9 protein-coding genes are annotated in these 12,913 nt (G+C 68.6%); 2 read left to right on the top strand and 7 right to left on the bottom strand.

Annotation, left to right across the window (positions count from 1 at the left end):
- Window positions 1-484: 484 nt before the first annotated feature.
- Window positions 485-1,975 (top strand): carboxypeptidase M32, encoded by a 1,491-nt coding sequence (locus ACE3SG_RS17445; protein ID WP_374567120.1) that lies wholly within the window; start codon window positions 485-487, stop codon window positions 1,973-1,975.
- A gap of 123 nt (window positions 1,976-2,098) precedes the next feature.
- On the opposite strand, the gene ACE3SG_RS17440 is transcribed toward ACE3SG_RS17445, so the two are convergent.
- Both ACE3SG_RS17440 and ACE3SG_RS17435 read right to left on the bottom strand, forming a co-directional pair.
- Window positions 2,099-3,349: a patatin-like phospholipase family protein gene (locus ACE3SG_RS17440; RefSeq protein WP_374567118.1), complete on the bottom strand. Its 1,251-nt coding sequence runs from the start codon at window positions 3,347-3,349 to the stop codon at window positions 2,099-2,101.
- A gap of 57 nt (window positions 3,350-3,406) precedes the next feature.
- A complete protein-coding gene (locus ACE3SG_RS17435; protein WP_374567116.1) occupies window positions 3,407-4,009 on the bottom strand; it encodes a phasin family protein in 603 nt (200 codons plus the stop codon).
- A gap of 219 nt (window positions 4,010-4,228) precedes the next feature.
- Between ACE3SG_RS17435 and ACE3SG_RS17430 the strand changes: the two genes are divergently transcribed.
- Window positions 4,229-6,226: an SDR family oxidoreductase gene (locus ACE3SG_RS17430; RefSeq protein WP_374567115.1), complete on the top strand. Its 1,998-nt coding sequence runs from the start codon at window positions 4,229-4,231 to the stop codon at window positions 6,224-6,226.
- Window positions 6,227-6,247: 21 nt separating this feature from the next.
- On the opposite strand, the gene ACE3SG_RS17425 is transcribed toward ACE3SG_RS17430, so the two are convergent.
- From ACE3SG_RS17425 to ACE3SG_RS17405, 5 genes are all read right to left on the bottom strand, one after another.
- On the bottom strand, window positions 6,248-6,943 hold the full coding sequence (locus tag ACE3SG_RS17425; RefSeq protein ID WP_374567113.1) for a hypothetical protein: 696 nt from the start codon (window positions 6,941-6,943) through the stop codon (window positions 6,248-6,250).
- 5 nt (window positions 6,944-6,948) lie between these two features.
- Window positions 6,949-7,917 carry a diguanylate cyclase domain-containing protein gene (locus ACE3SG_RS17420; protein ID WP_374567111.1) on the bottom strand — a complete coding sequence of 323 codons (969 nt, stop codon included), beginning with the start codon at window positions 7,915-7,917 and terminating at the stop codon, window positions 6,949-6,951.
- Window positions 7,918-8,028: 111 nt separating this feature from the next.
- The gene (locus tag ACE3SG_RS17415) at window positions 8,029-9,534 is read right to left on the bottom strand and encodes a DEAD/DEAH box helicase (RefSeq protein ID WP_374567109.1); all 1,506 of its coding nucleotides are present in this window, start codon (window positions 9,532-9,534) and stop codon (window positions 8,029-8,031) included.
- 330 nt (window positions 9,535-9,864) lie between these two features.
- Window positions 9,865-11,202, bottom strand: a complete 1,338-nt coding sequence (locus tag ACE3SG_RS17410) for a S8 family peptidase (RefSeq protein WP_374567107.1) — start codon at window positions 11,200-11,202, stop codon at window positions 9,865-9,867.
- A 263-nt stretch (window positions 11,203-11,465) separates the two neighbouring features.
- The gene (locus ACE3SG_RS17405) at window positions 11,466-12,833 is read right to left on the bottom strand and encodes a S8 family peptidase (protein ID WP_374567105.1); all 1,368 of its coding nucleotides are present in this window, start codon (window positions 12,831-12,833) and stop codon (window positions 11,466-11,468) included.
- Window positions 12,834-12,913 lie beyond the last annotated feature (80 nt).

The raw sequence follows: 12,913 nt of genomic DNA, 5'->3' as shown, positions 1-12,913 counted from the left end.
TCTAACTCGATGGTTGAGGGCGGTGTCAGTGACCAAAGCCACTGCGGCGATGTGGGCGAGCAGCCTCCTTTCATGCGGGTGTCGGGCGGGGCCGGCGGCGGGTCTCTCCGCTGCCCGGCCCTGTAAGCGGGCGTTGCGCGGGGGGCATGCCGACGAGGGCAGGGTGCTACCGCCAAAGTCCCCGAATTCGTATGTAGTTTCAATACAGCCTGGTGGCGCCTCCAAGCTGGTTTGGCCCTAGATTCGGGACTAATCCGGATGAATCAAGGTAACTTCATGCAACTATTTTGCGTAGTATTCATGTAGTTTTGATACTTGCATTGGCCGGGTTTTCACGCGCCAGAGCATCGATGGCAACCCCGCGCCATCCCCCATGAGGGGGTGTCTGTTGCGCTTGCGTGACGTCGCGTTCGACCCACAATCGGGCCACGACCTTGTTGTATGAGAGACCGGGGCCGACGACCTCGGCCCTGGTGCACCCGAGATGCCACCAGCCACCCCGCAGTACGACGCGCTGACCGATCGCTTCACGCGCATCCACCGGTTCGCGCATTTGCAGAACATCGCCCACTGGGACCAGCAGGCCAACATGCCGACGCGCGGCAACGAAGCGCGCTCGGCCGCACTGGCCGAGATGGCCGGGCTGTTGCACCGCCTGCGCACCGACCACGCACTCGGCAGTGGTCTCGACGCCGCCACCGGCGAGTCGCTCGACGACGCGCAGAAGGCCAACCTGCGCGAGATGCGCCGCCAATGGGATGCTGCCACCTCGCTGCCCGAAGCCTTGGTCGAGAAACGCTCGCTGGCCATCTCGCGCTGTGAACACGCCTGGCGTAGCCAGCGGCCGGCGAACGACTGGGCCGGCTTTCTGCCCAATCTGAAAGAGGTGCTGGCCATCAGCCGCGAGGTTGCGCAGCGCCTGGCCGATCGCTCGGGGCTGATGCCCTACGAAGCGCTGATGGACCAGTACGAGCCGGGCATGACGACCGCCAAGGTGCGCGAGGTCTTCGGCGACGTGCGCACCTGGCTGCCCGACCTGATCCGCCGGGTGACCGAGAAGCAGGCCCGCGAGACGGTGCTGCTGCCGCACGGGCCGTTTGCGCTGGATGCGCAGCGTGCGTTGTGCGAGCGCGTGATGCAAATGCTGCAGTTCGACTTCAGCGCCGGCCGGCTGGACGTCAGCGCGCACCCGTTCTCGGGCGGCGTGCCCGAGGACGTGCGACTGACCACGCGCTTTCGCGAAGACGACTTCCTGCAAAGCCTGATGGGCACGGTCCACGAGACCGGCCATGGCCGCTACGAGCAAAACCTGCCGCGCGCGCTGCTGGGCCAGCCGGTGGCAGAGGCGCGTTCGATGGCGCTGCACGAGAGCCAGAGCCTGGCCTTCGAGATGCAGCTCGGCGGCCATCCGGGCGTCGCGCGGCTGCTGTCGCCGATGCTGGTCGAGGCCTTTGGTGACCAGGCCGCCTTCATGCCGGGCAACCTGCATCGGCTGCTGACGCGCGTGAAGCCCGGCTTCATCCGTGTCGATGCCGACGAGGTGACCTACCCCGCCCACGTGATGATGCGCTTCGACATCGAGCGCGCGCTGATCGAAGGCGAGGTCGAGGCCGAGGACATCCCTGCGCTGTGGGACGCCGCGATGATGGAGCTGCTGGGCATCGACACCCGCGGCAACTACACCGACGGCCCGATGCAGGACGTGCACTGGGCCGATGGCCTGTTCGGCTACTTCCCCTGCTACTCGCTGGGTGCGATGTACGCGGCCCAATGGTTCGCCACGATGCGCCGCACGATGCCGGACCTGGACGCGCGCATCAACGACGGTGAGCTGGGCGACGTCTTCGGCTGGCTCGACACCAACATCTGGAGCCAGGGCAGCCGCTGGACCACCGACGAGCTGGCGGTGCGCGCCAGCGGCGAAACGCTGAACCCGGCGCACTTCAAGGCGCACCTGGAATCGCGGTATCTGTAGCCCCCACGCCCCTTCCAGGGGCTGCCCCCCGAGGGGGCTCGCGCAGCGGACCGGCCAAGCCGGATCCGCGCACGCCACTTGAGAACGAGCAGCGCTTCGCGCGCTCGAAATGCGGTGTTGCCGCTATGCGGTCTCGGGCGCTAGGCGGCGCAATTCTGTCTCGAGGCGGTCGAGCACCTGGTGTGTGCGTTCGGCCAGGTGGTTGCCTGAGCGGCGCAGGGCCAGCTTGGGCAGCAGCCGGCGTTCGCGGAACAGCGAATCCAGGTCCAGCGGCACGCCGTGTTCGCCAAACACCTGTGCCAGCTCGGCGCAGCGGTTGCGCAGCCAGCGGCGCGTCTGCTGGTAGGCGTGCTCGGCCAGCTCGCGCCGCAGCGTGTAGCTGAAGGTGCCGGCGCGGAACATCTGCGGGTCGTGGCGATCGGGCTCGATCAGCACGATGTCGCACTCGGGGTGGCTGTGGGCATAGCCCTTCAACCCCAGCTCGAGCCGCGAGTGGATCAACGAGCGGAAGGTCTGGCTCAGCACCGCCGGCAGGCCGACCGAGGCCAGGTGCGGGATCTTGCCGTCGTGGGCCTGTGCAGGGTGGTGGGCGTGGCGCGGCGAGGCGTCGAACGGCACCAGCGGGTTCAGGCAGATCAGCAGGTCTTGGCCCTGGTCCAGCAGCACCGAGGCGTGGATCGTCTTCTTCAGCGCGCCGTCGACATAGTGCCGGCCGTGGATGGCCACCGGCGGGTACAGCCCGGGCAGCGCTGCGCTGGCGATCACCGCGCGGGAAATCGGTGTCGTGTCCCAGCCCGGCAGACCGAACGGGGCGGCCTCGCCGGTGTCCAGATCGGTGGCCACGACCACCAGTGGGCGGCGCAGCTGGCGGAAGTCGTTGCTGCGGCCCGGGGCCGAGAAGACACGCTCCAGCTGGGCCTGCATCGCGCGGTTGTCGAACAGGCCGTTGGGCAATGCACCGCCGAGCAGGCCCAACGCATTGACCCACGGCAGCTTGCCGGCGGCCACCTGCCAGGCGGCATCGGCGGCCAGCGACGGCAGGCGGCGCAAGCGGCGGCGGTATTCGCGCCACGCCGGCCGGGTGAACAGGCTGGGGTCGATCAGGTCGTCGGTGCCGCCGTCGCTTTCGATGAAGGCGGCGCACATCTGGCGCGGCGTCATGCCGTTGGCGAGGCCGGCGGCGATGAAGGCGCCGGCGGACACGCCGATGTAGGCGTTCAGGTCGGTGAAGTCGAGGCCCGGCAGGGCCTCTTCGAGCGCGCACAGCGCACCGACCTCATGGATCGCGCCGAGCGGGCCGCCGCCGGCCAGCGCCAGCGCGATCCTGGGGCGGTTCGGCTGGCGGTTGGGGGCCGGAGGGCGGCGGGGGCTCAAAGGCGGGTACTGCTCAGGTGCGGGGCGCGGCCGTCATGGCGATACCCCGCAGGCTCATCAGGCGGCTGCGGCCTCGGCGGGCTTGGCGGCCTTCTTGGCCGCGGCCTTGCGCGGGGCGGCGGCCTTCTTCGCCGGGGCGGCCTTCTTGGCGGCCGGCTTCTTGGCCGCGGCCTTCGGGGCGGCGGCGCCATTGGCCTTGACGGCGGCAGCCTTCTTTGCCGGGGCGACCTTGCCGCCCAGCTTGGCCACGGCGCTGGCCAGCGCGTCGACGCGCTCGGTCAGGGCGGCCACGTCCTTGGCGGTCGGCACGCCCAGCTTGCCCAGCGCCTTGGCGGTGCGGGCTTCGAAGATCGATTCGAGCTTGTCCCACGAGGCACCGGCCTTGTTGGTGACTTCGCCGGCCATCGCGCTCATCTTGCCGGTCACTTCGCCGATGCGCTCTTCAGCGACGGCCTGGGTCTTGCGCTGCAGGCTGACACCTTCCTTGACCAGGGCTTCGAAGACCTTGGTGCCTTCTTCCTGGGCCTTGGAGAACGCGCCCATGCCGGCCAGCCAGATCTGCTGGGCCGACGCCTTCACCGCACCGGCGAGCTGGCTGTCCAGCAGGCCCGCGGGGGAGGCAGACTTTTGCTCAGCCATCTTCTTCAGCTTCTTGACCATGGTGGGGATCCTCTTTCGGTGTGCAGGGTTGGCGACAAAACGTCGGAGTGGGCGAACCACTCACTGAAAGCCAGTGTAGGAGCCGGTTTTCGAGGCGGCATCCTAAAACGCTAGGTGCGTGTGCCTATCTCGGGTAAGCGCGAAAGCTGCCCGTGGCGACGCGGGCCAAAATCCGCGCGAACATACCCGTCCCGAATCCCAATTCACCCAGGAGGCCTCATGCAGTATTTCGTCACCGGCGCCACCGGCTTCATCGGCAAGCGTCTCGTCAAGAAACTGCTCGCGCGCCGTGGCTCGACGGTGTACTTCCTGGTCCGCCCGGGCAGCGAGGGCAAGGTGTCCGGCCTGCTGGAGCACTGGGGCGTGCCCAAGGCCCGCGCAATCCCCGTCAGCGGCGACCTGACCACCAAGAAGCTCGGCGTCGCGGCCGACGTGATCAAGCAGCTGAAAGGCCAGATCGACGCGGTCTACCACCTGGCCGCGGTCTATGACCTGTCGGCAGACGAAGAAGCGCAGGTCCAGGTCAACATCGAAGGCACGCGCAACGTCGTCGAGTTCGCCAAGGCGATCGACGCCGGCCACCTGCACCACGTCAGCTCGATCGCTGCCGCCGGTCTGTACGAAGGCGTGTTCCGCGAGGACATGTTCGAAGAGGCCGAGGGGCTGGACCACCCGTACTTCATGACCAAGCACGAGTCCGAAAAGATCGTGCGCAAGGAAAGCAAGGTGCCGTGGACGGTGTACCGGCCGGCGATGGTCGTCGGTGACTCGACCAACGGCGAGATGGACAAGATCGACGGGCCGTACTACTTCTTCAAGCTGATCCAGCGCATGCGCCAGCTGCTGCCGCCGTGGATGCCGGCGGTCGGGCTCGAAGGCGGGCGGATCAACATCGTGCCGGTCGACTTCGTCGTCGATGCGCTCGACTACATCAGCCACTCGAAGGCCGCGACCAAGGGCAAGTGCTTCCACCTGGTCGACCCGGTGGGCTACCGCGTCGGCGATGTGCTGGACATCTTCTCGAAGGCCGCCCACGCGCCGAAGATGAACCTGTTCATCAACGCCGCGCTGCTCGGCTTCATCCCGAAGAGCGTGAAGAAGGGGCTGATGGCGGTCGCGCCGGTGCGCCGCGTGCGCAACGCGATCATGAAGGACCTCGGGCTGCCCGAAGACATCCTGACCTTCATCAACTACCCGACGCGCTACGACTGCCGCGAGACGCTGGCGGCGCTGAAGGGCTCGGGCATCGAGTGTCCGAAGCTCGACGACTATGCCTGGCGCCTGTGGGATTACTGGGAGCGCCACCTCGACCCCGACCTGCTGATCGACCGCTCGCTGCGCGGCACGGTGGCCGGCAAGGTGGTGCTGGTGACGGGCGGCTCGTCGGGCATCGGCCTGGCCGCGGCGATCAAGTTCGCCGAAGCCGGCGCGATCACCGTGATTTGCGCGCGCGACGAGGTCAAGCTGAAGGAGGCCGAGGCCGAGATCCGCAGCAAGGCCGGCAAGGACGCGCAGGTCCACATCTACTCGGCCGACATCGCCAACGAGCAGAGCTGCAGCGAGATGATCCACTGGCTGACCGAGAACTTCGACGGCGTCGACTTCCTGATCAACAACGCCGGGCGCTCGATCCGCCGCGCGATCGAGAACAGCTACGACCGCTTCCACGACTTCGAGCGCACGATGCAGCTGAACTACTTCGGCTGCCTGCGGGTGACGATGGGTTTGCTGCCGGGCATGGTCAAGAAGCGCAAGGGCCATGTCGTCAACATCAGCTCGATCGGCGTGCTGACCAATGCCCCGCGCTTCTCGGCCTATGTGGCCAGCAAGGCGGCGCTGGATGCGTGGACACGCTGCGCGTCGAGCGAATACTCCGACCTGGGTGTCAGCTTCACGACCATCAACATGCCGCTGGTGCGCACGCCGATGATCGCGCCGACGAAGATCTACAACAACGTGCCGACGCTGAGCCCGGAAGAGGCGGCCGACATGATTGCGCAGGCCTGCGTCTACAAGCCGGTGCGCATCGCCACCCGCCTGGGCACGACCGGCCAGCTGCTGCATGCACTGCTGCCGCGCGTGGCCCAGATCGCGATGAACACCAGCTTCCGCATGTTCCCCGATTCGGACGCGGCCAAGGGCGAGAAGGGCGGCAAGCCGCAGCTGTCAGCCGAGGCGATCGCGCTGCAGCAGATGATGCGCGGCATCCACTTCTGATCGGCCCCGCCCAGGGCGCCGCTACGGCGCGCCCCGGCGGGCCAACTCGGCCGAGGGCAGCACCTGGCGGCCGGGCTGGCCCTCGTCCAGCGCGGCCAGCATCGCCCGGGCCACGGCCGAGGCGGCGATCGGGCGCACCGTCGCGGGCAACAAGCCCTGCACCGGGCGCAGCAGCCGCAGTGCCCAGCGCTCACCCGGTCGCGCGGGCTGCCCGAGCGCGGCCCGGTCGCCGGCCAGCAGCGATGGGCGGGCGATCACCAGGCTGTCGAAGCCGAGGGCCGACACCGCGTCTTCCATCTGGCCTTTGACGCGGTTGTAGAACACGTTCGCGTTGGCATCGGCCCCCAGCGCCGACACCACCGCCAAGCGCTTGGCGCCCGCGTCACGCGCGGCGCGGGCGACCGCCAGCACGGCGTCGAGGTCGACCGCGCGAAACGCGTCGTGCGAGCCAGCCACCGCGATGGTCGTGCCGAGCGCGATCAGCGCGTCGTCGATGCTGGGCAGCCGCAGCGGCGGGCCCAGGCCACTGGTCACCAGCACGTGGCCGTCGGCCCGCGCCAGCGCGCGTTCGAGCTGGTCGTCGGGCGGGCGGCGCAGCAGGGCCCAGACGGGGCCGCGGGGCTGGCCCGCGGCGGCGCGTTGGCCCAGGGCGTCGAGCACCGCGCGGCCGACCAGCCCGGTGGCGCCCGCCAGCAGCAGGCGGCGCGCGGCGGACACCCGGCCTAACCCGTGGACGCCACGGCCACCGCGTTGTCGGTGCCGCTGCGGGCGGTTTGCAATGCCTGGTTGGCGGCCTCGAGCAGCGGCAACAGCTGGTCGCCATGCTGCGGGTAGACGGCGACGCCGACACGGCAGCGCGGCTGCAGCACCTCGACGCCGGTGTTGACCGGGCCGGCCAGCGCCGCGGCGATCTTGCCGGCCACGCGCTGGGCCTCGTCGGCATGGTGCAGATCGACCAGCATCGCGACGAACTGGCCGTTGGGCATGCGCACCGCCGTGTCGGTCTTGCGCAACTCGAAATGCAGCCGGCCGGCGGTGGCGCGGAGCAGGTCGTCGCCGATGCTGGGGCCATGCTCGTTGCACAGCGCGTCGAAACCTTCGAGCTCGATCAGCAGCAAGCCGATCTGGGTGCCGGCGCGGGCCGCGCGCTGCATCGCCATCTCGGCGCGGTCTTGCAGCACGGCACGGGTGGGCAGGCCGGTGAGGCTGTCGTGGTGGCTCAGCGAGATCGGCGCGTCGACCGGGGCTTCGCCTTCGCATTCGACCGCGATCAGGCCGACCACGCCACCGCCGGCATCGCGCAAGGTGCCCAGCGACAGGGTCACCGAGCGGGGCTCGCCGTCCTTGGCGCGCAGCACCCAGGCGTGCTCGTCGGCCATGCCGCGCCGCAGGCGGGCGCTGAAGACGCTGGCATCGGCAGGCACGCGGGCGTCGAGTTCGCGGGCCAGCATCGCGGCGCGGGCTTCGATTTCTTCGCGCCGCAGCACGCTGCCGATCAGCGGCTTGTTGTCCAGCTCGCCGAGCTCGTAGCCCAGGGCCAGCGAGCAGGCGGGGTTGGCCCACAGCACACGACCATCGAGGTCGAGACCGAAGACCATGCGCGGAAACTGATGGATCAGCAGCCGCTGGGCCTCACCCAGCTCGAGCCAGGTGAGGGACTGGGGATCGATGGCGGTGGTGGTGCGGGTCATGGTTCAGTATTCCATTGCGCACCACGCTCGACAAGCCCGCGGCAGCATTGCGGCCACAACGAAAAACCGCCGCGAAGGGCGGCGGTTTCAGTCAGGGGCTGTCAGCTTGCTTCAGGGCTTGCCGCGCAGCAGGCGGGCGCCGGCTGGTTTCGCGGCACCGCCGCTGCCTTGGCTGCTGCCGGCCGGGCGGGCCTGGCCTTGGTGGCTGCCGCTCGGGCGCGGGGTGCCGTGGGCCGGCTTGTGGCCACCGTGCGGGGCGTGCTGGCCGGCTGGGCGCCCGGCGCTGGTCGCCGGCTTGCCGTGCGACGGGCGGCCATCGTGGCGGCCGCCGTCCTGGCGCGCCGGGGCGCCGCCGCGATCGCCATTGCGGCCGCCGCGGTGATTGCCACCACCACCGCCGCCACCACCGCGGCGGGTGCCGCCGATGCCGATCGTCATGCGGCCCAGCACGATCGGCTCGGCGCGCTCGCCGGCCGGTGCTTCGAAGCCGGGAATGGTCTCGCGCGGGATCTCGCGCTTGATCAGCTTCTCGATGTCGCGCAGGAAGATCTCTTCGTCCAGGCACACCAGCGAAACCGCCTCGCCCTGCGCGCCGGCACGGCCGGTGCGGCCGATGCGGTGCACGTAGTCTTCGGGCACGTTCGGCAGCTCGAAGTTGACGACGTGCGGCAACTGGTCGATGTCGATGCCGCGGGCGGCGATGTCGGTCGCCACCAGCACCTGCAGGTCACCGCTCTTGAAGTCGGCCAGCGCCTTGGTGCGTGCACCCTGGCTCTTGTTGCCGTGGATCGCCATCGCGCTGATCTCTTCCTTGTTCAGGAATTCGGCCAGGCGGTTGGCGCCGTGCTTCATGCGCGTGAACACCAGCACCTGGTGCCAGTTGCCTTCGCGGATCAGGTGCGCGAGCAGCTCTTTCTTGTGCTCGCGACCCACCGGGTGCACCTTTTGCGCGATGGTGTCGGCGGTGGCGTTGCGGCGCGCCACTTCGATCAGCGCCGGCTGGTTCAGCAGGCGGTCGGCCAGGGCCTTGATGTCGTCGCTGAAGGTGGCCGAGAACAGCAGGCTCTGCTTTTGCTGCGGCAGCACCGCGAGCACCTTCTTGATGTCGTGGATGAAGCCCATGTCGAGCATGCGGTCGGCTTCGTCGAGCACGAAGATCTGCACATGGCTCAGGTCCAGCGTGCCTTGCTGGTGGTGGTCCAGCAGGCGGCCGGGCGTGGCCACGAGGATGTCGACGCCTTTGCGCAGGCGGTCGATCTGCGGCTGCATGCCGACGCCGCCGAACATCACCATGCTGGTCAGCGGCAGGAATTTGCCGTACAGGCGCACGCTTTCTTCGACCTGGGCCGCGAGTTCGCGGGTCGGGGTCAGGATCAGCGCGCGGATCGCGACGCGGCCCTTGGCGTCACGCTTGGGGCCTTGGGCGGCCAGGCGGTGCAACAGCGGCAGCGTGAAGCCCGCGGTCTTGCCGGTGCCGGTCTGGGCGCCGGCCATCAGGTCGCCGCCGTTCAAGACGGCGGGAATGGCTTGCGCCTGAATGGGGGTGGGTTGGGTGTAGCCTTGTTCGCGCACGGCACGAACAATCGATTCGGCCAGGCCGAGAGATTCAAAGGTCATTGAGCTCTTGGGAGCAATGCCGGCCCGCCGCCCGCGAACCGCCAGGAATGGGGCTCGGGACACCAGCCAGGGGCCCGGCCGGGAAGAGGTGCGGTTGGCCTGCAAGAGGTGCACCGCTGTCAGAACTGACAAGCCACCGTCGAGGCTGGACCTCGAGGGGATGCGGCCATTGTAACCGGCGCGGCCAGGGTAATCCCCAAATCAGGCCGGCACTTGCCTGGCTAATGCACGAAGTCAGCCCTCGCTGCGGCCTGGCGACGCCACCATGAAAAAGGGCCGGGTTGCCCCGGCCCTTCGAACAGCGGTTGCCGAGCCGTGCTCGGCCGATGCTCAGTAGGTGCTCACGTTCAGGCGACCGCCGGTCACCGTCTTGCCGGCGCACGAGGCGGTGGCCGTCGTGGTGCCGAGAATGGCCGCCTTCATCTGCGCGGCCGTCAGCCCGGGGTGGCGCTTGGCATACAGCGCGATCGCACCGGTCACGTGCGGGGTGGCCATCGAGGTGCCGCTGTACGACGCATACGAGTTGGTCGGCACGGTCGAGGTGATCGACTGGCCCGGTGCGCACAGGTCGACCGAGGTGGCGCCGTAGTTCGAGAAGCTTGCCAGCGTGCCGGTGCTGGTGATCGCGGCCACGGCGATCAGCGCGTCGCTGGTGTAGCTGGCCGGGTAGAAGGGCGAGGAGTCGTTGTTCGACGCGTTGTTGCCTGCGGCCGCCACGAACAGGATGTTCTGAGCGCCAGCGCGGTCGATCGCGTCTTTCAGGCCTTGCGAGAAGCCGCCGCCGCCCCACGAGTTGTTGGTGGCGACCAGGTTCAGGTTGTGGCGGGTCTTCAGGTCGGTGATGTAGTCGACCGCCTTGATCGCGTTGGCGGTGGTGCCGCCGCCCGCGCCCAGGAACTTGGTGTGGACCATCTTGACCACCCAGCACATGCCCGCGACGCCCTGGCCATTGCCGCCCTTGCCGCCGATGGTGCCGGACACGTGGGTGCCGTGGTCGTCGCCGGTGCCGTCGTAGACCGTCTTGTTGTTGCCGTCGAAGTCCCAGCCGTGCGTGTCGTCGATGTAGCCGTTGCCGTCGTCATCGATGCCGTTGCCGTCGATCTCGGCCGGGTTCTTCCAGTGGTTGGCCTTCAGGTCCGGGTGGGTGTATTGCACGCCTTCGTCGATCACGCCGACCAGCACGCCCTTGCACTTGTTGTGGCCGGCGTTCCAGGCTTCACCGGCTTGGCTGCCGTACTGGTTGGTCTGTAGCGGCGAGGTGTCGCCGTACATGCCCCACAGCGTGCCATTGGTGTAGTAGGTGTCGTCCGAGACGGCGGTGGTGTGGTAGATCCAGTTCGGCTCAGCGAAGTCGACCGCGTCTTGTGCGTGCAGCGCGCGCACCGCAGCGGCGAGGTTGGCGCCTTGCGGCAGGCTGATGCGGTGCAGGTCGCCACGCACTTGTTCGAGGATCTTGCCGCCGATGCGGCTGACGGCGGCCTGGCGCAGCGCCTGTGCCACGCCTGGCTTGAACTGCACCAGCATTTCAGCCGGCACGAACTGGCGGTGCGACTGCTGCAACTCGGCCACGACCTTGTCCGGCTGGCCGCCAGCCAGCGCAACGCCCGACAGGGCGGCCAGCGCGCTGGCAATCAGAGTGCGGGTGAAATAAGGATGAGAACGGGGCATGGTGAAAGCTCCTCAAACCGATCAAAGGTGGGGGCCGGAACGAACGCTGGTGTGCGGCCGGTGGGCCATGTGTTGAGGGCCGGGGCGGCGGCGGGCCCAGAAGGGACCACCATGCTGGGTGACGCCGCGCGGGCTGTCGACCCTTCAGCCTAGGGAGGGGTTTACGCCCCTGGGGCGACCCACAGAAATGACGTTAGCAGCAGACGCAAAAAAGCCCGTCCTTGGACGGGCCTTGCTGCACAAAACGGTGCTTGACAGTGGGGTCAGAAACCGCTCACGTCGAGCCGGCCGCCGGTCACCGTCTTGCCCGCCAGCGATGCCGTCGGCACCGTGGCGGCCAGGATGGCCGCCTTGATCTGCGCCGCCGTCAGGCCGGGGTGCAGCGACGCGTACATCGCCACCGCGCCGGTCACGTGCGGCGTGGCCATCGAGGTGCCGTCATACGACGCGTAGCTGGGGGTCAGCACGCCGTTGACCATCTTCGGCACGGTCGACCAGATGCCCGAGCCCGGTGCACCCAGATCGACCGATTCCAGGCCATAGTTCGAGAAGCCCGACTTGGCGCCGGTCTTGGTGATCGAGGCCACCGCGATGATGTTGTCGCTGGTGTAGGCCGACGGGTAGTTGGGCTTCTTGTCGGTGTTCTGGCCGATGCCCAGCAGGTTGCCGTTGCCGGCCGCGGCGATGAACAGGATGTTGGCCGCGCCCGAGCGGTCGATCGCGTCTTTCAGGGCTTGCGAGAAGCCGCCGCCGCCCCACGAGTTGTTCGTGGCGACCAGGTTCAGGCCCTGGCGGGTCTTCAGGTCGGTGATGTAGTCGATGGCCAGGATGGCGTTGGCGGTCGTGCCGCCGTTGGCGCCCAGGAACTTGGCGTTGACCATCTTGACCTTGCCGCACATGCCGGCGGTGCCGATGCCGTTGTTGCGCACCGCGCCGATCGTGCCGGACACGTGGGTGCCGTGGTCGTCGCCGACGCCGTCGAAGGTGGAGGCGTCATTGTTCTCGAAGTCCCAGCCGGTCACGTCGTCGATGAAGCCGTTGCCGTCGTCGTCGATGCCGTTGCCGGCGATCTCGAGCGGGTTGTGCCAGATGTTGGCTTCGGTGTCCGGGTGGTTGGTCATCACCCCTTCGTCGATGATCGCGACCATCACGTTGGAGCACTTCTTGTTGGCGGCCCAGGCTTCGGCGGCTTGCGTGCCGTAGGGGTTCTGCTGGCCGGGCGAGGCGTCGCCGTAGACGCCCCAGAGGCTGCCGTCCTGGTAGTACGAGTCGTTCGGCCCGACCTGGTGGGTGTAGACCCAGTTCGGCTCGACGAAGCGGACGGCGCCCTGGGCGCGCAGGTGGCGGATGGCGTCGGGCACGGCCACGCCTTGCGGCAGCTGCACGCGGTGCAATTCGCCATCGGCAGCGGCGCGCAGGCGCTGCACCGAGTGGGCGCCCAGCGCCGCCAGCGCCGCCTCGCGGGCGGCCGGCGCATGGCCGGCGCGGAACTGCACCAGGACTTCGGAGGCCACGTAACGCAGCTCGCTGCGCTGCAGGTCGGCGTCGACCTTGGCCGGGTTGGCCAGGGCGCCACCCATGGCCGCGGTGGCGGCCAGAGCGATCAGCGTGCGGGCAGAAAAATTCTTCATGCTTCGGGTGTACTCCATCGTTGATCGGTGTCACGCGGTGCGGCCAACGGCACGCCCCGTGCGATTGATTTTGACCAAGG

This window comes from Ideonella sp., from assembly GCF_041914305.1.
GTDB lineage: Bacteria > Pseudomonadota > Gammaproteobacteria > Burkholderiales > Burkholderiaceae_C > Ideonella.
Note: the sequence above shows the minus strand (reverse complement) of the source record. Positions and strands in the feature narration are given on the sequence as shown.